The organism is Streptomyces hygroscopicus subsp. hygroscopicus (assembly GCF_030269125.1).
GTDB classification, from domain to species: domain Bacteria; phylum Actinomycetota; class Actinomycetes; order Streptomycetales; family Streptomycetaceae; genus Streptomyces; species Streptomyces hygroscopicus_C.
The window spans coordinates 129,581-152,198 of sequence record NZ_BSSM01000012.1; the positions used below are offsets into that span (position 1 = coordinate 129,581).

At 72.2% G+C, this 22,618-nt stretch carries 22 protein-coding genes and 2 tRNA genes; 18 read left to right on the top strand and 6 right to left on the bottom strand.

Translation table 11 applies throughout. From position 1 onward, the window contains the following. Positions 1-26: 26 nt before the first annotated feature. Positions 27-551 (bottom strand): DsbA family protein, encoded by a 525-nt coding sequence (locus tag QSK45_RS25445; protein ID WP_285560767.1) that lies wholly within the window; start codon positions 549-551, stop codon positions 27-29. Positions 552-828: 277 nt separating this feature from the next. Between QSK45_RS25445 and QSK45_RS25450 the strand changes: the two genes are divergently transcribed. Both QSK45_RS25450 and QSK45_RS25455 read left to right on the top strand, forming a co-directional pair. Then, a complete protein-coding gene (locus QSK45_RS25450; protein ID WP_285560768.1) occupies positions 829-1,260 on the top strand; it encodes a hypothetical protein in 432 nt (143 codons plus the stop codon). A gap of 164 nt (positions 1,261-1,424) precedes the next feature. After that, positions 1,425-1,577 (top strand): hypothetical protein, encoded by a 153-nt coding sequence (locus tag QSK45_RS25455; protein WP_164932512.1) that lies wholly within the window; start codon positions 1,425-1,427, stop codon positions 1,575-1,577. Positions 1,578-1,729: 152 nt separating this feature from the next. On the opposite strand, the gene QSK45_RS25460 is transcribed toward QSK45_RS25455, so the two are convergent. Together QSK45_RS25460 and QSK45_RS25465 are read right to left on the bottom strand one after the other, a co-directional pair. Then, positions 1,730-2,290: a CGNR zinc finger domain-containing protein gene (locus tag QSK45_RS25460; protein ID WP_285560772.1), complete on the bottom strand. Its 561-nt coding sequence runs from the start codon at positions 2,288-2,290 to the stop codon at positions 1,730-1,732. Between the two features lie 310 nt (positions 2,291-2,600). Beyond that, complete coding sequence (locus QSK45_RS25465; RefSeq protein WP_004002642.1) at positions 2,601-3,014, bottom strand: SsgA family sporulation/cell division regulator; 414 nt, start codon at positions 3,012-3,014, stop codon at positions 2,601-2,603. 190 nt (positions 3,015-3,204) lie between these two features. On the opposite strand from QSK45_RS25465, the gene QSK45_RS25470 reads away from it, so the two are divergent. The 5 genes from QSK45_RS25470 to QSK45_RS25490 all read left to right on the top strand — a co-directional run bounded on the left by QSK45_RS25470 (position 3,205) and on the right by QSK45_RS25490 (position 6,424). Further along, entirely contained in the window at positions 3,205-3,600 is a 396-nt protein-coding gene (locus QSK45_RS25470; RefSeq protein ID WP_285560774.1) for a TIGR02611 family protein, read from the top strand. Between the two features lie 85 nt (positions 3,601-3,685). Then, a tRNA-Val gene (locus QSK45_RS25475) sits at positions 3,686-3,757 on the top strand. Between the two features lie 256 nt (positions 3,758-4,013). Then, a complete protein-coding gene (locus tag QSK45_RS25480) occupies positions 4,014-4,460 on the top strand; it encodes an SRPBCC family protein (protein ID WP_285560775.1) in 447 nt (148 codons plus the stop codon). Positions 4,461-4,499: 39 nt separating this feature from the next. Continuing rightward, positions 4,500-4,571: transfer RNA gene (locus QSK45_RS25485), tRNA-Val, on the top strand. Between the two features lie 56 nt (positions 4,572-4,627). Beyond that, positions 4,628-6,424 carry a DUF2207 domain-containing protein gene (locus QSK45_RS25490; RefSeq protein WP_285560777.1) on the top strand — a complete coding sequence of 599 codons (1,797 nt, stop codon included), beginning with the start codon at positions 4,628-4,630 and terminating at the stop codon, positions 6,422-6,424. 44 nt (positions 6,425-6,468) lie between these two features. Here the strand turns inward: QSK45_RS25490 and QSK45_RS25495 are convergent, their stop codons facing one another. Next, complete coding sequence (locus QSK45_RS25495; protein ID WP_285560779.1) at positions 6,469-7,194, bottom strand: 3'-5' exonuclease; 726 nt, start codon at positions 7,192-7,194, stop codon at positions 6,469-6,471. Between the two features lie 168 nt (positions 7,195-7,362). Between QSK45_RS25495 and QSK45_RS25500 the strand changes: the two genes are divergently transcribed. The 4 genes from QSK45_RS25500 to QSK45_RS25515 all read left to right on the top strand — a co-directional run bounded on the left by QSK45_RS25500 (position 7,363) and on the right by QSK45_RS25515 (position 11,861). Continuing rightward, positions 7,363-7,929 carry a DUF4365 domain-containing protein gene (locus QSK45_RS25500; protein WP_285560781.1) on the top strand — a complete coding sequence of 189 codons (567 nt, stop codon included), beginning with the start codon at positions 7,363-7,365 and terminating at the stop codon, positions 7,927-7,929. Further along, the gene (locus QSK45_RS25505; RefSeq protein WP_285560782.1) at positions 7,926-9,140 is read left to right on the top strand and encodes a hypothetical protein; all 1,215 of its coding nucleotides are present in this window, start codon (positions 7,926-7,928) and stop codon (positions 9,138-9,140) included. Before QSK45_RS25500 ends, QSK45_RS25505 begins: the two co-directional genes overlap by 4 nt. 113 nt (positions 9,141-9,253) lie before the next feature. Then, positions 9,254-11,230: a threonine--tRNA ligase gene (thrS, locus tag QSK45_RS25510; protein ID WP_285560784.1), complete on the top strand. Its 1,977-nt coding sequence runs from the start codon at positions 9,254-9,256 to the stop codon at positions 11,228-11,230. A gap of 73 nt (positions 11,231-11,303) precedes the next feature. Further along, positions 11,304-11,861 carry an HIT family protein gene (locus QSK45_RS25515; RefSeq protein WP_285560785.1) on the top strand — a complete coding sequence of 186 codons (558 nt, stop codon included), beginning with the start codon at positions 11,304-11,306 and terminating at the stop codon, positions 11,859-11,861. A gap of 66 nt (positions 11,862-11,927) precedes the next feature. Here the strand turns inward: QSK45_RS25515 and QSK45_RS25520 are convergent, their stop codons facing one another. Both QSK45_RS25520 and QSK45_RS25525 read right to left on the bottom strand, forming a co-directional pair. Further along, complete coding sequence (locus QSK45_RS25520; protein ID WP_285560787.1) at positions 11,928-13,574, bottom strand: AbeC-like domain-containing protein; 1,647 nt, start codon at positions 13,572-13,574, stop codon at positions 11,928-11,930. Between the two features lie 189 nt (positions 13,575-13,763). Further along, positions 13,764-15,962, bottom strand: coding sequence for an elongation factor G-like protein EF-G2 (locus QSK45_RS25525; RefSeq protein ID WP_285560789.1), 2,199 nt, complete (start codon positions 15,960-15,962; stop codon positions 13,764-13,766). 261 nt (positions 15,963-16,223) lie between these two features. Between QSK45_RS25525 and pgsA the strand changes: the two genes are divergently transcribed. The 7 genes from pgsA to QSK45_RS25560 all read left to right on the top strand — a co-directional run bounded on the left by pgsA (position 16,224) and on the right by QSK45_RS25560 (position 22,546). Beyond that, a complete protein-coding gene (pgsA, locus tag QSK45_RS25530; RefSeq protein WP_285561054.1) occupies positions 16,224-16,940 on the top strand; it encodes a phosphatidylinositol phosphate synthase in 717 nt (238 codons plus the stop codon). Then, entirely contained in the window at positions 16,937-17,845 is a 909-nt protein-coding gene (locus QSK45_RS25535; RefSeq protein WP_285560791.1) for a phosphatidylinositol mannoside acyltransferase, read from the top strand. The genes pgsA and QSK45_RS25535 overlap by 4 nt, the downstream gene beginning before the upstream one ends. Continuing rightward, complete coding sequence (locus QSK45_RS25540; protein WP_285560794.1) at positions 17,842-19,005, top strand: glycosyltransferase family 4 protein; 1,164 nt, start codon at positions 17,842-17,844, stop codon at positions 19,003-19,005. The genes QSK45_RS25535 and QSK45_RS25540 overlap by 4 nt, the downstream gene beginning before the upstream one ends. A 531-nt stretch (positions 19,006-19,536) precedes the next feature. After that, entirely contained in the window at positions 19,537-20,079 is a 543-nt protein-coding gene (locus tag QSK45_RS25545) for a LemA family protein (RefSeq protein ID WP_285560795.1), read from the top strand. A gap of 127 nt (positions 20,080-20,206) precedes the next feature. Beyond that, complete coding sequence (gene pdxS / locus QSK45_RS25550) at positions 20,207-21,112, top strand: pyridoxal 5'-phosphate synthase lyase subunit PdxS (RefSeq protein ID WP_037651067.1); 906 nt, start codon at positions 20,207-20,209, stop codon at positions 21,110-21,112. A gap of 27 nt (positions 21,113-21,139) precedes the next feature. Beyond that, positions 21,140-21,745 (top strand): pyridoxal 5'-phosphate synthase glutaminase subunit PdxT, encoded by a 606-nt coding sequence (pdxT, locus tag QSK45_RS25555; RefSeq protein ID WP_285560798.1) that lies wholly within the window; start codon positions 21,140-21,142, stop codon positions 21,743-21,745. A 48-nt stretch (positions 21,746-21,793) separates the two neighbouring features. Further along, positions 21,794-22,546 carry a YebC/PmpR family DNA-binding transcriptional regulator gene (locus tag QSK45_RS25560; protein ID WP_285560801.1) on the top strand — a complete coding sequence of 251 codons (753 nt, stop codon included), beginning with the start codon at positions 21,794-21,796 and terminating at the stop codon, positions 22,544-22,546. The last annotated feature ends 72 nt before the right edge of the window (positions 22,547-22,618 follow it).

The window sequence follows — 22,618 nt, forward strand, 5'->3', positions numbered from 1 at the left end:
GCGACGTCGCGGCGGCGCGGGAGTCCTCAGGCGTCGCGCCCGCCCAGCAGCCGGTCCGCGATCTCCTCGATCCGCTCGCGCAGCCCCTCCTGGCTCTTGCCGCCGTCCAGTCGCTCGCCGCCGATGACGTACGTCGGGGTGCCGGTCACGCCGATCGCCTTGCCCTCGGCCTGGTCGGCGTCGACGATCAGGATGTGCCGGCCGTCGATCAGCGCGGTGTCGAACTCCTCGGCGTCCAGACCGAGTTCACGGGCCACCTCGACCAGGAGGGGCTCTCCCTCCCGGCCCAGCTCCCCGACCCGCTCCAGGACGGCCTCCACGTACGGCCAGCCGCTGCCCTGCGCCAGCGCCTCCTCGGCGGCCTGGGCGGCCGCGAAGGCGTGCTTGTGCCGTTCCAGCGGGAAGTGCCGCAGCCGCACGTCCAGCCGGTCGCCGTAGCGGGCACGCAGGGCGCGTACGTCGTCCAGGGCGGTGCGGCAGTCGGGGCACTGGAGTTCGCACCAGACGTCGAGGACGACGGCGTCGGCGCGTTCGGGGGAGGAGTCGCTCATGACCTCCAGTCTTCCAGGCCGGCCAAGGCCACCCCAATCCGGACCTCCGCCCGGACCCTGGTGGGGCCGGCGTTCCTCCCGGCCCCCTCGCCACCGGCACCCGGGGAGGAGGCGACCCGGAGATCTCCCTGATGTACGGCCCGGGGCATGGCCCCGCGCGGGCCGGGCGGTGCAGGATGGAAGGGACGAAGCGCCACACGTCGGCCGTGCCGGAGTGCCGGACCGCCGCTGGTGAGGCGTCGAGCGTCCACCCGACCGAGCCCGCCAGGAGGACCGGATGATCGCCGAGACAGTCTGTTCCGCCGTGTCCGCGGCGGGCCTGGGTATCGCGGTGGTCACGGCCTACCGCAGGCGCTTCCTGTCGGCGGCCCGCATCGCGGCCTACGCGCTGGTGCCGGTCGGTCTCGTGATGACGGGCGTCGTGGGCTGGCTCGCGGACACCGCGTTCAGTCCCACCGCCTGGGCGGGCTTCGGCGTGCTGGCCGCGGCCTGGCTGCTGTTCGCCGGCACCCGTGCGGTGGAGCGCCGCAGGGCCGGGGCGGGCAGTGAACAGGGCGGGGCGTCGTCCGGCACCGGGAGGGCACGGCCGGGCGCCACGGCACCGGAGTCACCCGCTCCGGCGCTGGGGCAGGGGAAGGGGAGACGTCCCGCGTCGTCCGGCGACGACTTCAGCGACATCGAGGCGATCCTCAAGAAGCACGGCATATGACAGTCACATGAGTCGCCGGAGCGTCACAGTGGGTCCACGGATGTCCGGAATCGTTCACCAGCCGAAGCGAGCCGGACGAGAGATCACGGGATTCGGCGAACTCCCGCAAGATCGTGAGTCTTGATCGCTGGCGAGGTCCCGCGTGCGCCATGATCAGCCGCGAGATGCTGGATACGACACAGAGCGAGGCCGCGCCGCCGAAGGACGAGCCGCGCGGGTGCCTCTTCGCCCTCTCCCAGCCACCGCTGATGATCTTCCTGGCGGTGATCGGGTGTCTGATCCTCATGGCTGCGCTGCACGATCTGCTGTTGCTGTGAGTCGTACACGTCCGTCCCGGCGCCACCCGCCGGGACCGACGTCGCCCCCTGGAGCGCTGCCGTTCACCCGACCGGCCCCAGCCCGTCGGGCTCCTTCTCGGCCGAGCCGAGCCGGCCGGCCTCCTCCCGTCCGCCGCGCCCCGGGAAGCGGCTCAGCCCGTCGCCTCCTTGCGGCGCGCCCGGTACGCGGCGACGTGCAGACGGTTGCCGCAGGTGCGGCTGTCGCAGTAGCGGCGGGAGCGGTTGCGGGACAGGTCGACGAAGGCGCGGCGGCAGTCCGGGGCCTCGCAGCGGCGCAGGCGCTCCACCTCGCCGGCGACGACGAAGAAGGCCAGGGCCATGCCGCAGTCGGCGGCGAGGTGGTCGGCCACCGAGGCGCCGGGGGCGAAGTAGTGGACATGCCAGTCGTAACCGTCGTGATCGGTCAGCCGCGGGGTGGTGCCCGCCGCCGCGACCAGCTCGTTGATCAGCCCGGCCGCACTCCTGGCGTCCGGGGCCGCGAAGATCGCCGCGAACCGCGCCCGGACCGCCCGCACGGCCGTAAGGTCGGTCTCCGAGACCACCCCGACATCGCTGACCTCGTGGTTTCGTATGAAATCCGCGAGGGCCGGGACATCGGGCAGCCCGTCCGGTGCCGTCTCGTCCTCCGGCGCGGTGTTCACCAGGTCCACCACGGTGTCGAGGGCGCACCGGGTGTCATGGGTGATCAGCACGTTTCGCTCCCTGGCCTGGGGGTCGGGCGGGCGCCCGCCGATGCTGGCCGATGGTAGCGACAACGTGCCCGTCGCAGGGGGCGCGTCCGGCCCCGGACGCCGTGGAACGCCGTCACGGGCCCACGGGTTCCCGAAGCCGCCGTGGCCGCGCCCAGGGCCGCCGTGGGAGACCCGTTGCGCGCACACGGACGGACCGACACCGTTTCCGTGAGCGCTCACGTGACGGCGCCGGCCTGTGCCGTATGCGGTTGTGCCGGCCCGAGCCGTCTCCCCGAGTGGACGGCGCCGGGCTGCTCGCAGGGGCGGCGGGCTAGCTTTCCGCCAGGATGTGCGAGAGCTCCTGATCCAGATCGAAGTGCCGATGCTCCGTGCCGGGCGGCACGGCGGCGTCGGTTCGCTTCAGGAAGGACTCCAGGGCCCGCGCGGGCGCCTCGAGCAGGGCCTCCCCCTCGGGGGAGCTGAGGGCGATGCAGACAACGCCCTGACCATGGCTGCGGGACGGCCAGACCCGGACGTCTCCGGTTCCGGTGGGCCGGTGCAGCCCCTCGGCGAGGAGGTCGCGGGCGAACACCCACTCGACGGTCTCCTCGGCTCCGGTGTGGAAGGTGGCGTGCACGGCGTAGGGGTCGGCCGTGTCGTACCGCAGGCCTGCGGGGACAGGCAGGGAGGACTCGCTCGACACAACGAGGCGCAGGTGCAGCTCGCAGCTGACCGTGGTGTTCATAAGCGCCAGGGCCTTTCGCTCAGTGTGCGCTCGGGGATTCGCACGTCGGCGAAATCGACATGCCACCTACGGTGCCGTTGTAAACCCCTCTGAGGGTTTTGCGTGTGTTTACGACACTCTTCCGGCCGAGAACTCGTACCGGATCTACGACCATTCCGGTGATGTGAATCACTCGGGTAGCGTTGTCGGTATGAATACGGAGAGTGACGATCCTGGGCTCGGGTCCCGCGCGCCGGAATTCGTCAGAGCGCGCAGACTGCTGCACCGCGGCTGGCAGGCCGGCGTCTTCGTGATCGGCCTCGCGGTCGTGATCGCCGGCGTCGCCCTGCTCCCGCTGCCCGGCCCCGGCTGGGTGGTGATCTTCGCGGGCATGGCGATCTGGGCGACCGAGTTCGTGTGGGCGCAGCTCGTGCTCCGCTGGACCAAACGCAAGGTCACCGCGGCGGCGCAGCGTGCCCTGGAGCCCGAGGTGCGCCGCCGCAACATCGCGCTGACCACGACCGGAGCGGTGGTCGTGGTGGTGCTGGGCACCATCTACCTGGTGCGGTTCGGTCCCGTGCCGCCCTGGCGGACCGGCAGCCGGTGAGCCGTCTGCTCCGCCCCGCCCGGCCGTCGCCGCGGCCGCTGGTCGAAGGCACTCCCTGACATGGGGTAATGTTCTTCCTGCACCGGGGCGATTAGCTCAGTGGGAGAGCGCTTCGTTCACACCGAAGAGGTCACTGGTTCGAACCCAGTATCGCCCACCCCGGACCGACGGCCCATCCGCGAAAGAGCGGATGGGCCGTCGTCGTATTCGTATGCCGTGACGGCCCGTCATCCGGTGGGAGAAGTTCCACTCGCGCACAACTGGCCGAAAGTGTCCGGGCATTAGGGAAAGCCGCCGAGTTTCCCGGCCGCTGCCCAGGAGCGTGGAATTCCGTGCGGCCCCAACACCCGTGGCGTCCGCGCGACGTGAGCCGGAATCAGCGGCCGGCGCGCGGAGCGCGGCACACTCGGCGCATGGACTGGAACCACTACCGCTTCCGCAGCCTGTGGCCCCTGCCCGCCCCGCCGGCCGCCGTCTACGCCGTGCTGGAACGGCCCGAGGACTACCCCCGCTGGTGGCCCCAGGTGCGTGCGGTGACCCGGCTCGACCGCTCCACCGGCATCCTCACCATCCGCTCGGCACTGCCCTACGCCATGACCTTCACCGCCCGCGAGAGGCGCCGCGACCCGGTCGCCGGGGTCCTGGAGATCGCCATCAGCGGCGACATCGAGGGCTGGGCGCGCTGGACGGTCACCGCCGCGGCCCCGGGGACGCTCGCCCTCTACGAGCAGGAGGTCGATGTCCGCAAGCCCCTGCTCCGGCGCCTCGCGGTGCCCGGCCGTCCGGTCTTCCGCGTCAACCACCGCCTCATGATGCGGTCCGGACGGCGCGGACTGCTGCGCCGGCTGCGAGCGGTTTGAAGGATCGGCGTCGGGACCTGTATTGTTCAGTGCGTTCCCGGGCGATTAGCTCAGTGGGAGAGCGCTTCGTTCACACCGAAGAGGTCACTGGTTCGAACCCAGTATCGCCCACCGGGAGAGAGCCGGTCCGCACAGCGGACCGGCTCTTCTGATGCCAGGGGGGCGTCTTGGGCACGGAGCGGGACGGGGACGGCCCGAGACCCGGCGCGCATGTGCGCGGGGCGCGGGTCCGGAGCCTGATCAGGATCTTCCTCCTGTCCCTGGTGCTGGGCGTCGTCGTGGCGGTGGCCAGGAACACCTTCAACACCGAACGCGTCACCACGATGTGGGTCGGGGCCCGGATCGCCGCCGACGGCAGCGCGCGGATCACCGAGGTCGTCGACTACGACTTCGGCTACCCGGACAGCGAACGGCACGGCATCTACCGCGACCTGCCGGACCTGCCCTACGACGAGGACGAGGCGCACGTCACCGCCACCATGGACGGCCACCGCGTCCCCTGGGAACTGACGGCCGGCGACGACTACACCGAGCCGGACGGCGAGCGGGAGACCGCCACCCGCATCCAGGTCGGAGACCCGGACCGGGCCGTGACCGGGGTGCACCGCTACCGCGTCCAGTACACCCTCCAGGGCGTCGTGAAGAACGGCGGACTGGCCTGGGACGCGGTCGGCACCGGCTGGCGCGTCGACCGGTCCCGCGTCGAGATCCACGTCCTCACCCCGTACCCGCTCGCCGCCCCGCGCTGCGTCCACGGCACCGACGGCTCCGAGCACGCCTGCGCGCTGTCCCGGCCCGGACCCGGTGAGCTGACCGTCCGGCTGGACCGACTCAAGGGCAGGGAAGGGGCCACCCTCTTCGCCGGACGCGGACACGGCGCCTCGGGGGTCGCGGCCGAAGCGCCCGCGCCGCCCGCCGGGAAGGCCGTGGGCACCACCGTGACCCACCCGCTGCTGAACGCCCTCCTCGCCCTCGGCCTCGCCCTCGCCGCCGCGCTGGTCACGATCCCGTTGCTGCGCCTCGCCGGGCGCGACCGGCCCGCGCCCGGGGACACCGACCCGGGCACGCCCGGCCCCACACCACCGCCGGGCCTGAACGCCGCCCAGGGCGGGCTGCTCGTCAGCGAGCGGGTCGAGGCCCGGCACCAGACCGCCTGGCTGCTCGGCGCCGTCGCCGAGGGCCACCTCGTCCTCGGCGGCGAGACACACGCGCCGACGCTGCGGCGCCGTGCCACGAGCGCCGGGGCCCACGACCCGGTCACCGAGGACGTCCTCCAGCGCGTCTTCGCCGGGCGCCGCGAGGTCGTCCTCGGGGCGTACGACCCGTGGTTCCAGGAGGGCTGGGAGGCGCTGGCCGGTCACCTGACCCGGTGGCGGGAGGAGTCCGGCCTGTGGGAAGCCGCCTCCCTGCGCCGGGCGCGGACCGGACGGTACGCCGGTGTCGCCGCGAGTGTGCTCGGCTTCGTCGTCGCCGCCGTGGGCGCGGCGCTCGGCGGCGGCCGCCATACGGCGGGCGGCCCGCTGCTCATCGCGGGCGCGGTCGTCTTCGGCGCCGGCCTCGCGTCGGCCCGGCGCGCCTGGGAACTCCAGCGGCGCACCCCCGAGGGCAGCGCCCGGTGGCTACGGGTCGAATCGTTCCGGCGCTATCTCGCCGACCCCGCGGCCTTCCCCGGGACGGAACCCCTCGACGAGGACCAGGTACGCCACTGCACGGCCTGGGCCGTCGCCCTGGACCTCGCCGCCGACTGGCGCGAAGCCGTGGAGAACTCCGCCGTCCCCACCCGCCAGCCCTCCTCCCGCACCGTCCGCCTGGGCCCCGCCCTCGCCTGGGCCCTCGTCGGGACCGCGGTGGCGTCCGCCCGATCCCCGTCGTCCGGTGGGAGTTCCGGCGGCAGCCCGGGTGGCGGCGGCTCCTCCTCGGGCGTCGGCGGCGGAGCGGGCGGCGGCGGAGGCGGCTCCTGGTGAGTCCGCCCGCCGGGGCATCGCGCCACGTCCGGAAGAGGGGCGTCCTACGCCGCCGCGGGCATCTGCGGTCGTAGCGGCCACTCCGTGTCCACCGTCTCCTCCGAGCCGTTGCGGGCGAACCAGGACTGGAGGCCGCGGGCCTGGGCGGCGTGCCAGCCGGCCTGGAGGGTGTGGAGCTCGGCGGGGGAGAGGCGTTCGAGGCGGGTGGCGAAGCGGCGGCCCAGGGCGCGGACCACCTCCAGCGCCGCCAGCGCGTCCGCCGCCGCGTCGTGCGCCCCCTCCAGTTCCACGCCGTAGTGCGCGCACAGGTCGGTCAGTGTGCGCCGCCCCTTGCGGTAGCGGTCCAGGTGCTTGTCCAGCACCCGCGGGTCCAGCACCCGCAGCGGCACCGAGGGGAACCACCGATCCAGGGAGGACGCCCGGTGCCTGCGCAACTCCCGGTCCAGCAGCGTCAGATCGAACGGCGCGTTCATCACCACCAGCGGACGCCCCCGCGCCGCGTGCTCCGCCAGCTGCTCGGCTATCTCGAACACCACCGGCGCCGGCCAGCGTCCGTTGCGCTGCAGGTGCTCCTCCGTCAGCCCGTGCACCGCCGTCGCCTCCGCCGGCACCGGCACCCCCGGGTTCACCAGCCAGCGCGAGACCCGGGGCAGGGTCTGCGGCGCGTCCTGGACGACCACGGCGGCCGACACGATCCGGTCGGTCTCGACGTCCACGCCCGTGGTCTCCGTGTCGAAGGCGGCGAGCGGCCCTTCGTACCAGTACGTCATCCCAACCCAACTCCTCGTCCGCCCACGGCGGCTGACGATCCGTCTTCTGCCTGTTTGGTGATACCCGGGCCGTTTGCGCCGTACGCCGGAAGGAGACAACAGGAGTACGGGTCTTTGCAGTTCAGCAGCCCGTAGCGGGGAAACCCTTGGTTCGGAAGGCTGTTGGTCATGGCCACTGTGCAGCCCGAGCGGGGCGGGCTGCTGCCCGAAAGCACGGGCACCGTCCGCGGCTCGCTCGCCACCACCGCCTGCATGGAGACACTCCAGGTCGGCTACCTGCACGCGGTCGCCGCCGCGGCCGGCTGCTCGCTGTCCCAGCCCTTCCCGGACAACGGCATCGACTGGCACGTCAGCCACAGCGCGCCGGGCCACACGGTCGACGACGAGGTCACCATCAAGGTCCAGCTGAAGGCCACGTACCAGATCCCGCCCCACCCCCCGGGCCGCGCCTTCTCCTTCACGCTCGACAACGACCACCTGCGCAAGCTCGCCCGTAGCCCCGTCACGGTGCACAAGATCCTCGTCGTGATGCTGGTCCCGCGCGCCCAGGACGACTGGCTGCGCGCCGGCCACGACCGGCTCGACCTCAGGCACTGCTGCTACTGGGTCAACCTGGCCGGCCATCCCGTCACCGGGCGGCACCGGACCACCGTGCGGATACCGACCACACGCATCTTCGACGACCGGGCGCTGTGCGAGATCATGACCCGCGTCGGGACGGGAGGCAGACCATGAGGATCCGTCCCCACGAGGAGCCGGTGCCGCCGCGGCCGCACCCCGGCGCCCTCCCCTGGCACCGCACACCCCGCGCCGCCGACGTCGACCCCGCGGTGCTCGGCGTCCTGCTGCGCCGGCACGGCTGGCAGCGGCGCGGCGGGTCCGCCGGACGCTACGGCCGCTGGACCCCGCCGGGACCGGGCGGCGGCGCGACCAGCCTCCTGGTGCCCGAAAGCCGGGCCTTCCCCGACAGCGACGACCTGCTCGGCGAGGCCCTGGACGCCCTCGCCCGCAGCGACACCCCCGCCGCCCGCGAGGTGCTCGTCTGCCTCGCCGTACCCAGCGACGAGATCCGCTGGTGGCGCGACGCCCCGAGCGGCCCGGCCGGCACCGCCTCCTGGGGCCGCGAGGAGCAACTGCGCGGTGCCGCCCGGCGGATGCTCCTCGCCGCCGCGCTCGCCACCCGTGCCCGCGCCGGGTACCACGGCGCCCGCCACCGCCGTGCCGCCACCGCACTCCTCGACGACGTCCTCGTCGGCCCCGCCGCCGAGGACGGCCGGCTGACCGCCTTCGCGCCCGTGCCCGCCGCCCGTCCCCTCGCCGTCCGCCTCCAGCAGGCCCTGTACGCCGCCCGCGAGGCCATCGACTACCGGCGCGCCACGGGCGGCATGGACGCCTTCGACGGCGCCGTCGAGGCCGGCGTCAGCCGCGAGCTGACCGAGGCGCTGGGCGCCCTCGTGCGCGGCACCGAGGGGGCCCGGGTCTGCGTCGCCTGGGCCCCCGCCGCCGGCGTCCCCGAGGGCTGCGCCCCCGACACCGAACCCGTCGAGTTCTCCCCGGGCGACCTGCCCGTGCTCCGCGACGCCGCCGCGCGTTACCTGCGCGAGGAGCCCTCCGTACCCGTGCGGATCACGGGCGCGGTCGTCCGCATGCGCCGCTCCGGACCCGGCGGCGAGGGCACGGTACGGCTGCGCGTCCTCGCGGGCGCCGAGGTGCCGCACGTGCGCGCGACCCTGGGCGAGGAGGACTACCGCATCGCGGGCCACGCCCACCTCGTCGGCCTCCCGGTGCGCGTGCACGGCCGGCTGGAGCGGCGCGGCGGCTTCCGCAGACTCACCGGCGCCTCCGGGGTCGTACCCATGCAGGTGGACGACGCCGAGCGGGACCGCCTGATGAAATCCCTCCAGGAGAACCTGGACTTCTTCGAGGAGGCATGCGGAGAGGCGTGAGGGGACGGGAACCGACCGTAACCGTTTCGCGGTCGGTGCCCTCGGGTCGGTACGATCGCCTGTGCGCGCGCTCCTGGTATGGCGCCGCACCCACCTTCAGTCAGGAGAGACCGGTGTCAGACGTCCGTGTGATCATCCAACGCGATTCCGAGCGGGAAGAACGCGTGGTGACGACGGGCACTACGGCCGCCGACCTCTTCGCGGGCGAGCGCTCGATCATCGCCGCGCGCGTGGCCGGCGAGCTGAAGGACCTCGCCCACGAGCTGTCCGACGGCGACGAGGTCGAGGGTGTCGAGATCTCGTCCGAGGACGGCCTCAACATCCTGCGCCACTCCACCGCGCACGTCATGGCGCAGGCCGTGCAGGAGATCTTCCCCGAGGCCAAGCTGGGCATCGGCCCGCCGGTCAAGGACGGCTTCTACTACGACTTCGACGTCGAGAAGCCGTTCACGCCCGAGGATCTCAAGGCCATCGAGAAGAAGATGCAGGAGATCCAGAAGCGCGGGCAGAAGTTCGCCCGCCGGGTCGTCACCGACGACGCCGCCCGCGAGGAGCTGGCCGACGAGCCGTACAAGCTGGAGCTGATCGGCCTCAAGGGCTCCGCGTCGCACGACGACGGCGCGGACGTCGAGGTCGGCGCCGGCGAGCTGACGATCTACGACAACCTGGACGCCAAGACGGGCGAGCTGTGCTGGAAGGACCTCTGCCGCGGTCCGCACCTGCCCTCCACCCGCCTCATCCCGGCCTTCAAGCTGATGCGCAACGCGGCCGCCTACTGGCGCGGCAGCGAGAAGAACCCGATGCTCCAGCGCATCTACGGCACCGCCTGGCCCTCCAAGGACGAGCTGAAGGCGTACCTGGAGTTCCTCGCCGAGGCCGAGAAGCGCGACCACCGCAAGCTCGGTGCCGAGCTGGACCTCTTCTCCATCCCCGAGCAGATCGGCTCCGGCCTCGCCGTCTTCCACCCCAAGGGCGGCATCATCCGCCGGACCATGGAGGACTACTCGCGGCGCCGCCACGAGGAGGAGGGGTACGAGTTCGTCTACACCCCGCACGCGACGAAGGGGAAGCTCTTCGAGACCTCGGGCCACCTGGACTGGTACGCCGACGGCATGTACCCGCCCATGCAGCTCGACGAGGGCGTGGACTACTACCTCAAGCCCATGAACTGCCCGATGCACAACCTGATCTTCGACGCGCGCGGCCGCTCGTACCGTGAACTGCCGCTGCGTCTCTTCGAGTTCGGGACCGTGTACCGGTACGAGAAGTCGGGCGTCGTGCACGGCCTCACCCGTGCCCGGGGCTTCACGCAGGACGACGCGCACATCTACTGCACCCGTGAGCAGATGTCCGAGGAGCTGGACAAGACGCTCACCTTCGTCCTCGGCCTGCTGCGGGACTACGGTCTGACCGACTTCTACCTGGAGCTGTCCACCAAGGACCCGGAGAAGTTCGTCGGCTCCGACGAGGTCTGGGAGGAGGCGACCGAGACCCTGCGCCAGGTCGCCGAGAAGCAGGGCCTGCCCCTGGTCCCCGACCCGGGCGGCGCCGCGTTCTACGGCCCGAAGATCTCGGTGCAGGCCAAGGACGCCATCGGCCGTACCTGGCAGATGTCGACCATCCAGCTCGACTTCAACCTGCCCGAGCGGTTCAACCTGGAGTTCACCGCCCCCGACGGCTCCAAGCAGCGTCCGGTCATGATCCACCGCGCGCTGTTCGGCTCCATCGAGCGCTTCTTCGCGGTGCTCCTGGAGCACTACGCGGGCGCGTTCCCGGCGTGGCTGGCCCCGGTGCAGGCGCTGGGCATCCCGATCGGCGACGCCCACGTCGAGTACCTGGAGAAGTTCGCGGCGGCGGCCCGCAAGCAGGGCCTGCGCGTCGAGGTGGACTCCTCCTCGGACCGCATGCAGAAGAAGATCCGCAACGCCCAGAAGCAGAAGGTGCCCTTCATGGTCATCGCGGGCGACGAGGACATGTCGAACGGCTCGGTGTCCTTCCGCTACCGCGACGGCTCCCAGGAGAACGGCATCCCGGTCGACGAGGCCATCGCCAAGATCGCCAAGGTCGTGGCGGAGCGGGCCCAGGTCTGACCCTGGCCGAGAATGGGCCCCCGGCGGACTTCCGTCCCCGGGGGCCCTGGCCGGTGAGGGGGCCCTACGCCATATGCTGCATGGCATGACGAGTGAGCCGGAGCAGCAGATCGGCGTGGGGACGCAGGACGCGTTCCAGCGCCTGTGGACGCCTCATCGGATGGCCTACATCCAGGGCGAGAACAAGCCGAGCGGCCCGGGGGCCGACGACGGCTGTCCCTTCTGCTCGATCCCGGCCAAGTCCGACGAGGACGGGCTGATCATCCGCCGGGGCGAGCATGTCTACGCGGTCCTCAACCTGTATCCGTACAACGGCGGCCATCTGATGACCGTGCCCTACCGGCACGTGGCCGACTACACGGATCTCACCGGGCCGGAGACCGCCGAGCTGGCCGAGCTGACCAAGCAGGCGATGACCGCCCTGCGCACCGCGTCCGGGGCGCACGGCTTCAACATCGGCATGAACCAGGGAGCGGTGGCGGGCGCGGGCATCGCCGCGCACCTGCACCAGCACGTGGTGCCCCGCTGGGGCGGCGACACCAACTTCATGCCCGTGGTCGGCCACACCAAGGTGCTCCCGCAGCTCCTTGCCGACACCCGCAAGATGCTGGCGGAGGCCTGGCCCGCGTAAGGCCGCTCGGATACGCCGAGGGCGCCCCCCTTCCCGGGGAGGCGCCCTCTTCGTGTCCCGGACGCGCTACGCGTCGTACAGGTCCGCCTTGCGCGGCGACGGGTCCTGGACCTGGCCGCTGAGGAACGACGACCGGTTGCCGAACTTCTCCGTGTCGACGCCGTGCTCCTTGAGGACCTTGATCGCGGCCGAGTGCACGACCCGCAGCACCGGGGTGGCCGCGCGCAGCGCGTCGTCGGCCATGAAGCGGTGCCGCCAGGGCTGGTCGGCCCACGCGTGCCGCAGACCGAACGGCTCCGGCAGGCCGAGGGAGCCGCCGAGCCAGTTGAGCAGCGGCGGGTACCAGGCCAGCGGGGCGCGCACGGCGAGCCGTACGACCTCGTCGGTGGTCATCAGCGGCAGGTTGATCTTGCGGGTCTCCCAGGGCTTGAAGGTCTTGGCGACCTCCTTGGTCGGCGCCTCCGGCTTGCTCCAGAACAGCCCGTTGACCGGGCCCAGCGCATGCCCGGTGACCTCGATGCGCAGCGTCTCGTGCAGCACGGTCACCGTGATCATCATGGTGATCACCAGCTGGCCGTCCCACAGCGTCCACTGCACGCCCAGGTAGTGCCGGTCGCCCTTGCCGAACTGCTGCTTGTTGCAGATCTCCTGTATGGCGTGCGGCTTGACCTGGAAGGCCTCCACGTCGGTGCCCTCCGGCCGGGACACCGCCCCGGCCTTCTCGGCGATCGGGGTGACGATCCAGTGCTTGACCGACGGCTTGGGGAAGCCCCCGGTGTTCAGCGGGCCGCGCTCCAGCAGGGCCAGCTGGTCGTGGATCGCGCGGATGACGTCCCAGCTGCGGAACGGGTGGATCTCGCGGCCCGGTTCGGCGGACACCAGGTCCTCGGCGAGCTGCCAGGCGCCCCAGCGGGTGCCCATGCCGAGTATGCCCTTGGGGCCCGCGTAGAAGACCGAGTTGGACTGCTGCTCGGCGGTGAGCCGGGCCAGGGACTCGCGCAGCGCGTCGGCCGCGGTCTGGTTCGGGCCGCGCGGCACCGCCTCGGGCACCTTGATGCCCACGCTGCTGCCCGACAGCAGGCCGTCCCAGCGGCCCCGCAGGTCCTTGGCGGTGCGCTCGCAGATCCGCTTGGCCAGGTACCAGCCGACGACCGGCAGCACCACGGCCGCCCGCGCGTACCACCCCCAGAAGCCGCCGAAGGGCATCTTGACCAGGAACAGCACGGCCAGCAGGCCCACGCCGAGGAACAGCGTGGTGGCCAGGGTGCCGGCCCGCTTGTCGTCGCGCTTGGCGACGAAGGAGCGCAGCTGGAAGACGAGCAGCCAGGCGATCAGCCCCGGCAGGAAGAGCACCCCGCACAGGACCGTCACCAGCGTCAGCCGGTTGTCCCGTTCGCGGCGGATGTTGTTGGCCGCCAGACAGTGCTCGACCACGAACTGCGGCTCGGAGCCGAACGACTGGATGAGCGGCTTGCGGCCGGCGCCGAGCATGCGGTCCACCACGGCGCGCGAGAACGCCTCGCCGAGGTTGGGCTTGAACAGCCCGATCCGGCCGGCCTTGACGGTGGACTGGTGCCACTCGTTGTCGGCTTCCTTGATCTTGTCGACCGGGCCGTCCCGGTAGGCCGCGGAGGCCAGCGCGGCCGTCGCCGCCTGCTGACCGTCGCCGGAGACGGGCACCTGGGGCCCGTCCCACTCCGTTCCAAACGACATTCCCGCCCCCATCGCCGCCGGTGTCGCTCCTGCGGCCTTCCCGACTTCCCTGCTCCGCACACCTGTTGGGCCCCTCGGCCTACCGGAACCGGACGGCCGGCACACGAGGTGCCCAGGTGATCAGCGTATCCGTCACCACCGACGACCGGAGGGCGGACGGCCGAAGCCGTCCGCCCGGAATCCGGCCGATCAGCCTTCGTCCCCGGCCTGTTCGCGAATGCGTTCCGCGATCTGCGGGGGCATCGGCTCGTGGCGTGCGTACGCCCGGTCGAAGCGCGCGGTGCCGTGGGACAGCGAGCGCAGGTCGACGGCGTAGCGGCCGATCTCGAACTCGGGGACCTCGGCCCGGATCAACGTGCGGCCGGAGCCCACCTGCTCGGTGCCGAGCACCCGGCCGCGGCGGCCCGACAGATCGCTCATCACGGCGCCCACGTAGTCGTCGTTGACCAGGACGCTCACCTCGGCCACCGGCTCCAGCAGGTGGATCCTCGCGTCCGCTGCGGCCTCGCGCAGGGCCAGCGCGCCCGCGGTCTGGAAGGCGGCGTCGGAGGAGTCCACCGAGTGCGCCTTGCCGTCGAGCAGCGTGACCCGCACGTCCACGAGCGGATGTCCGGCGGCGACGCCCCGCGCGGCCTGCGCGCGCACGCCCTTCTCCACGGACGGGATGAACTGGCGCGGCACCGCCCCGCCGACCACCTTGTCCACGAACTCGATGCCCGAGCCCCCGGGCAGCGGCTCCACCTCGATCTCGCAGATCGCGTACTGCCCGTGCCCGCCGGACTGCTTGACGTGCCGGCCGCGCCCGGTGGCCTTGTTCGCGAACGTCTCCCGCAGGGAGACCTTGTGCGGTACGACGTCCACCTGCACGCCGTAGCGGCTGCGCAGCCGTTCCAGCGCGACGTCCGCGTGCGCCTCGCCCAGGCACCACAGCACCACCTGGTGGGTGTCCTGGTTCTGCTCCAGGCGCATCGTCGGGTCCTCGGCGACCAGCCGGGACAGACCTTGCGAGAGTTTGTCCTCGTCCGCCTTGCTGTGTGCCTGGATGGCGACCGGGAGCAGCGGGTCCGGCATCTGCCAGGGCTCCATCAGCAGCGGGTCGTCCTTGGCGGAGAGCGTGTCCCCGGTCTCGGCGCGGGACAGCTTGGCCACGCACACCAGATCGCCGGCGACGGCCTGGGTGACCGGCCGCTGCTGTTTGCCGAACGGCATGGACAGGGCGCCGATCTTCTCGTCCACGTCGTGGTCCTCGTGGCCCCGGTCGCTCAGTCCGTGCCCGGAGACGTGCACCGTCTGGTCGGGGCGCACCGTGCCGGAGAAGACGCGGACCAGGGAGATGCGGCCGACGTAGGGGTCGGACGCGGTCTTGACGACCTCGGCGGCCAGCGGTCCGGCGGTGTCGCACGGCCTCAGCTCGCGCGGCTCGCCGTCGAGGCTGGTCACACCAGGCACCGGATGCTCGAACGGCGTCGGGAAGCCGCCCGTGATCAGGTCGAGCAGCTCCACGGTGCCGAGTCCCTGCCGGGCGCCCTCGGCGGCGGGGGCGGCGGCCAGCACCGGGAAGAAGCGGCCGCGCGCGACGGCCCGCTCCAGGTCCTGGACCAGCGTCTTGACCTCGACCTGCTCGCCGCCGAGGTAGCGGTCCATCAGGGTCTCGTCCTCGCTCTCGGCGATGATCCCCTCGATGAGCCGGTTGCGGGCCTCGTCCAGGTCCGGCAGCTGGTCCGGGCCGGGTTCGGACTCCTTGCGCCCGCCGGACGAGTAGTCGAACAGCTTGCGGGTGAGCAGCCCCACCAGGCCGGTCACGGGTGCGTGCCCGTCCGGGCCCTCGGGGCCGCGCAGCGGCAGGTACAGGGGCAGGACGGCGTCCGGGTCGTCGCCGCCGAAGGCCTCGGCGCAGATCCGGGTCATCTCCTCGAAGTCCGCGCGGGCCGCCTCCAGGTGCGTGACCACGATCGCGCGGGGCATCCCGACGGCCGCGCACTCCTCCCAGACCATGCGGGTCGAGCCGTCCACCCCGTCCGAGGCCGAGACGACGAAGAGGGCCGCGTCCGCGGCGCGCAGACCGGCCCGCAGCTCCCCGACGAAGTCCGCGTAGCCGGGGGTGTCGAGGATGTTGATCTTGATGCCGTCCCAGGCGACCGGCACCAGGGACAGCTGTACGGAGCGCTGCTGCCGGTGCTCGATCTCGTCGTAGTCCGAGACGGAGCCGCCGTCCTCCACGCGGCCCGCCCGGTTCACCGCCCCGGCGGTCAGCGCCAGGGCCTCCACCAGGGTCGTCTTGCCCGATCCGGAGGGGCCGACCAGCACCACGTTCCGTATGGACGCGGGTTGGTCGGCCGTCAGAGCCCTGCCGGCGGCCCCGGGGTGTGTCTGAGTCTTGTCGCCCATGATCCTGCCTCCCGTGCACGGTGAGGTCATCGGGGCGCGGACACGCGAACCGCGTGCTGTGGCGGCTTCGGCGACGCCCGCGGTTATTCGAGCTTTCCACTCCCGTCACGTCGCGTCCATACGGAGGACCCGATCCCGCCGCCTGCACCCGCGCGGGGGCGTACGGACCGGGTCCCGGTCCGGTCCGTGCGAGCCCGGCGCACCACCTCAGCGCACGGGCCGCGGGTGCCCGCCCGCCACGGGTACGCGCGCGTGGCTACGATGGGCCAGCCGGCGGCCATCAGGGCCGCGGCGACACCGACCGTCGGGAAGGCCATGCTGAACAAGTACGCGCGTGCATTCTTCACGCGTGTCCTCACACCGTTCGCCGCGTTTCTCATCCGGCGGGGGGTGAGCCCCGACACGGTCACGCTGATCGGCACGGCGGGCGTGGTGGCGGGCGCGCTGGTCTTCTATCCCCGGGGCGAGTTCTTCTGGGGCACGGTCGTGATCACCCTGTTCGTCTTCTCCGACCTGGTCGACGGCAACATGGCCCGCCAGCTGGGCCGCTCCAGCCGCTGGGGCGCCTTCCTGGACTCCACCCTGGACCGGGTCGCCGACGGCGCGATCTTCGGCGGCTTCGCCCTCTGGTACGCGGGCAACGGGAACGACAACGTGCTGTGCGCGGTCTCGATCTTCTGTCTGGCCAGCGGCCAGGTGGTGTCCTACACCAAGGCGCGCGGCGAGTCGATCGGGCTCCCGGTCGCCGTCAACGGACTCGTCGAGCGTGCCGAGCGGCTGGTGATCTCGCTGGTCGCGGCCGGTTTCGCGGGCCTGCACACGTTCGGCGTGCCGGGCATCCAGTGGCTGCTGCCGATCGCCCTGTGGATCGTGGCCGCGGGCAGCCTGGTCACGCTGATCCAGCGGGTCGTCACCGTGCGCCGGGAGTCCGCCGAGGCCGAGGCGGCCGCGCGGGACACGAGCGGGGCGGCGAGGTGAGCGTCTCCGACCGGCTCAGCGACGCGCTGTACGGCGCGGGCTGGAGCACCGTCAAGAGGCTCCCGGAGCCTGTCGCGGCCCGCCTCGGGCGGAGCATCGCCGACCTCGCCTGGAAGAAGCGCGGCAAGGGCGTGCGGCGCCTGGAGGCGAACTACGCGCGCGTGGTGCCCGGCGCGAGCCCCGAACGCCTGGCCGAGCTGTCCCGCAAGGGCATGCGCTCCTACCTGCGCTACTGGATGGAGTCCTTCCGGCTGCCCGCCTGGAGCCCCGAGCGGATCAGGGCGGGCTTCGACCCCAAGGACGTACACCACCTGACCGAGGGCCTCGACGCCGGCAAGGGCGTGGTCCTCGCCCTGCCGCACCTGGCCAACTGGGACCTGGCCGGCGCCTGGGTCACCACCGAGCTGCGCACCCCGTTCACCACGGTCGCCGAACGCCTCAGGCCCGAGACGCTCTACGACCGTTTCGTCGCCTACCGCGAGGGCCTCGGCATGGAGGTGCTGCCGCACAGCGGCGGCTCCGCCTTCGGCACCCTGGCCCGGCGGCTGCGCGACGGCGGCCTGGTCTGCCTGGTCGCCGACCGCGACCTGTCCGCCTCCGGCGTGGAGGTCGACTTCTTCGGCGAGAAGGCCCGGATGCCCGCCGGGCCCGCCCTGCTCGCCCAGCACACCGGCGCCCTGCTGCTGCCGGTCACCCTCTGGTACGACGACTCGCCCGTCATGCGGGGCCGTGTCCACCCCCCGATCGAGGTCCCCACGTCAGGCACCAGGGCCGAGAAGGCGTCTGTCATGACACAGGCCCTGGCCGACGCCTTCGCCACCGGGATCGCCGAGCACCCGGAGGACTGGCACATGCTCCAGCGGCTGTGGCTCGCCGACCTCGACCCCGCGAAGGGACCCGCGTGAGAATCGGGATCGTCTGCCCGTACTCCTGGGACGTGCCCGGTGGCGTCCAGTTCCACATCCGCGACCTCGCCGAGTACTTCATCCGCCTCGGCCACGAGGTCTCCGTGCTCGCCCCGGCCGACGACGACACCCCGCTGCCGCCGTACGTCGTCTCGGCGGGCCGCGCGGTCCCGGTGCCGTACAACGGCTCGGTGGCCCGGCTGAACTTCGGCTTCCTGTCGGCCGCGCGGGTACGGCGCTGGCTGCACGAGGGGGCCTTCGACGTGGTGCACATCCACGAGCCGACCTCGCCCTCGCTCGGCCTGCTCACCTGCTGGGCGGCGCAGGGCCCCATCGTGGCCACGTTCCACACCTCCAACCCGCGCTCGCGGGCGATGATCGCGGCCTACTCGATCCTCCAGGCCGCCCTGGAGAAGATCAGCGCCCGGATCGCGGTGAGCGAGTACGCGCGGCGCACCCTGGTCGAGCATCTGGGCGGGGACGCCGTGGTCATCCCCAACGGCGTCGACGTCGACTTCTTCGCGCGGGCCGAGCCCAAGCCCGAGTGGCAGGGGGAGACGATCGGCTTCATCGGCCGCATCGACGAGCCCCGCAAGGGCCTGCCCGTCCTGATGAAGGCCCTGCCGAAGATCCTGGCCTCCCGGCCCACCGCGCGGCTGCTGGTCGCGGGCCGCGGCGACGAGGAGGCCGCCGTCGAGGACCTGCCGGCCGAGCTGCGCTCCCGGGTGGAGTTCCTCGGCATGGTCAGCGACGAGGACAAGGCGCGCCTGCTGCGCAGCGTCGACGTGTACGTGGCGCCCAACACCGGCGGCGAGAGCTTCGGCATCATCCTGGTCGAGGCCATGTCCGCGGGCGCCCCCGTGCTCGCCTCCGACCTCGACGCCTTCGTGCAGGTCCTCGACGAGGGCAGGGCGGGCGAGATCTTCGCCAACGAGGACGCCGACGCGCTCGCCGACGCCGCCGTACGCCTCCTGGCCGACCCGGAACGCCGCGCCGGGCTCCGCGCCCGCGGCAGCACCCATGTGCGGCGCTTCGACTGGTCCACGGTCGGTGCCGACATCCTCTCTGTCTACGAGACGGTCACGGACGGCACGACAGCGGTCGCGGCCGACGAACGGACGACAGGGCTGCGGGCCCGGTTCGGACTGGCGCGGGACTGAGACGCCGGGCGGGGGAGCGGAGGCGGTCTCGTCCCGGGGCGGGCCGGGACCCGCTGCGGGGTTCGGGCGTGCCTCGGGCCGACGATCGGGACCGGAACCGGCCGACGGTCTCTCCGGGCGCGGTGCGGAACCGGCGCGCGGCTCCACGGGCGCTTCGGGTCGGCGTTGGACGGAGACCTCGGGTGGGAGTGGACCTCTCGGGGTGACGCCGGCCGTCGGGCCGGGCAACCGGGCACGCGGGCTCCACCGGGGCGGGGCCGGCCCTCGGGCGGCGTGGGATGGGGGGTGAGAACCGGGCCGGACGGGGTCAGTCCCGGGCCGCGGGCTTCGCGTCGCCGCGGGACCGAAACCCCGGCCGGGAGTGGACCCCCGGGTGATGCGGGCGTCGAGCCGGCACGGGAACTCGTGGGTGGGACCGGGCGACGGGCGCGCAGCGGGCGCGCGGGTTCCTCCGGGGCGGTGCGGGACCGGTCCCCGCGATGCCCTCGCCGCCCCTTCGGCGGGCCGACGGGGTGCCGATAGCCTTCCCGCGTGACCGCAACCCTCATCTGGATCCTCGTCGCCCTCCTCGCGATCGGCGTCTACCTGAGCTGGACCGCAGGCCGCCTGGACCGGCTGCACGTACGGATGGACGCCGCCCGTGCCGCGCTCGACGCCCAGCTGCTGCGCCGCGCCTCCGTGGCCCAGGAACTCGCCACCTCCGGCGTCCTGGACCCGGCCGCCTCGATCGTGCTGTACGAGGCCGCGCACGCCGCCCGGCAGGCCGAGGAGGAGCAGCGGGAGGTCGCCGAGAGCGAACTGAGCCAGGCCCTGCGCGCGGTGTTCGCGGAACCGGCGCAGGTCGAGGCCCTGCGCGAGGCCCCCGGCGGCGAGGACGCCGTCCACGAGCTGGCCGAGGCCGTGCGCCGGGTCCCGATGGCCCGCCGCTTCCACAACGACGCCGTGGGCGCCGCCCGCCGGCTGCGCGGGCACCGCAAGGTCCGCTGGTTCCGGCTGGCCGGCCACGCTCCCTTCCCGCTGGCCTTCGAGATGGACGACGAACCCCCCGCTGCCCTGGTGGAACGCGCCGCTTGACCGCCCCTCACCTGGCATTCCCAGTGAAAACGAGCCACAGGCTTTCCATTGGCCCTTGCTGTGGCCTGCTCCACTGGCGTTTCCTCGGTGCAGCAGAGAACCCTCTTTCACTTCAGTGAGGTCGCCCGTGTCCACCACCGAGAACCAGGCTCCCGAGACCGGTACCGCCCGCGTGAAGCGCGGCATGGCCGAGCAGCTCAAGGGCGGCGTCATCATGGACGTCGTCACCCCGGAGCAGGCGAAGATCGCCGAGGACGCGGGCGCCGTCGCCGTCATGGCCCTGGAGCGGGTCCCCGCCGACATCCGCAAGGACGGCGGCGTGGCCCGCATGTCCGACCCGGACATGATCGAGGGCATCATCGACGCCGTCTCGATCCCGGTCATGGCCAAGTCCCGCATCGGCCACTTCGTCGAGGCCCAGGTCCTGCAGTCCCTCGGCGTCGACTACATCGACGAGTCCGAGGTCCTCACCCCGGCCGACGAGGTCAACCACTCCGACAAGTGGGCCTTCACCACCCCGTTCGTGTGCGGCGCCACCAACCTGGGCGAGGCCCTGCGCCGCATCGCCGAGGGCGCCGCGATGATCCGCTCCAAGGGCGAGGCCGGCACCGGCAACGTCGTGGAGGCCGTGCGCCACCTGCGCCAGATCAAGGGCGAGATCGCCAAGCTGCGCGGCTGCGACAACAACGAGCTGTACGCCGCCGCCAAGGAGCTGCGCGCCCCCTACGAGCTGGTCAAGGAGGTCGCCGAGCTGGGCAAGCTCCCCGTGGTGCTGTTCTCCGCCGGCGGCGTGGCCACCCCGGCCGACGCCGCTCTGATGCGCCAGCTCGGCGCCGAGGGCGTGTTCGTCGGCTCCGGCATCTTCAAGTCCGGCGACCCGGCCAAGCGCGCCGCCGCCATCGTGAAGGCCACCACCTTCTACGACGACCCGAAGATCATCGCGGACGCGTCCCGCAACCTCGGCGAGGCCATGGTCGGCATCAACTGCGACACCCTCCCGGAGACCGAGCGCTACGCGAACCGCGGCTGGTAAGCACAGGCCCACAGGTACCCGAATCCCATGAACACTCCTGTCATTGGCGTCCTGGCCCTCCAGGGCGACGTACGGGAGCACCTCATCGCCCTGGCCGCGGCGGACGCCGTGGCCAGGCCGGTGCGGCGCCCCGAGGAACTCGCCGAGGTCGACGCGCTCGTCCTGCCCGGCGGGGAGTCCACCACCATCTCCAAGCTGGCCGTGCTCTTCGGCGTGATGGAGCCCCTGCGTGCCCGCGTGCGCGCCGGCATGCCCGTCTACGGCACCTGCGCGGGCATGATCATGCTGGCCGACAAGATCCTCGACCCGCGTTCGGGCCAGGAGACCATCGGCGGCATCGACATGATCGTGCGCCGCAACGCCTTCGGACGCCAGAACGAGTCCTTCGAGGCGAAGGTCGGCGTCAAGGGCGTCACCGGCGATCCTGTGGAGGGCGTCTTCATCCGCGCCCCCTGGGTGGAGTCCGTCGGCGCGGACGCCGAGGTGCTCGCCGAGCACGACGGCCACATCGTCGCCGTCCGCCAGGGCAACGCGCTCGCCACGTCGTTCCACCCGGAGCTGACCGGTGACCACCGCGTCCACGCCCTGTTCGTGGACATGGTGCGCGCCCAGGCCACCGCGGAGTCCTTGTAGGATCTCAGGCGTTCGTTCATAGATGGGTAACGCGAAGGAGACAGGCAGATGTCCGGCCACTCTAAATGGGCTACGACGAAGCACAAGAAGGCCGTGATCGACGCCAAGCGCGGCAAGCTCTTCGCGAAGCTGATCAAGAACATCGAGGTCGCGGCGCGCATGGGCGGCGTGGACCTGGACGGTAACCCCACGCTCTACGACGCCGTCCAGAAGGCCAAGAAGCAGTCGGTCCCGAACAAGAACATCGACTCCGCGATCAAGCGCGGTGGCGGTCTCGAGGCCGGCGGCGCCGACTACGAGACGATCATGTACGAGGGCTACGGCCCGAACGGGGTCGCGGTGCTCATCGAGTGCCTCACCGACAACCGCAACCGCGCCGCCTCCGACGTGCGCGTCGCCATGACCCGCAACGGCGGCAACATGGCCGACCCGGGCTCGGTGTCGTACCTCTTCAACCGCAAGGGCGTCGTCATCGTCCCCAAGGGCGAGCTGACCGAGGACGACGTGCTCGGCGCCGTCCTGGACGCGGGTGCCGAGGAGGTCAACGACCTCGGCGAGTCCTTCGAGGTGCTCAGCGAGGCCACCGACCTGGTCGCGGTCCGCACCGCCCTCCAGGAGGCCGGCATCGACTACGACTCGGCCGAGGCCAACTTCGTCCCGACCATGCAGGTCGAGCTGGACGAGGAGGGCGCCAAGAAGATCTTCAAGCTGATCGACGCCCTGGAGGACAGCGACGACGTGCAGAACGTCTTCGCCAACTTCGACGTGAGCGACGAGATCATGGAGAAGGTGGACGCGTAGCGCGTACGGCTGACCGACCGGGCCGACGGGACACCCCGTCGGCCCGTCGCGTTGTGGGGCGTTGGTGCGCGG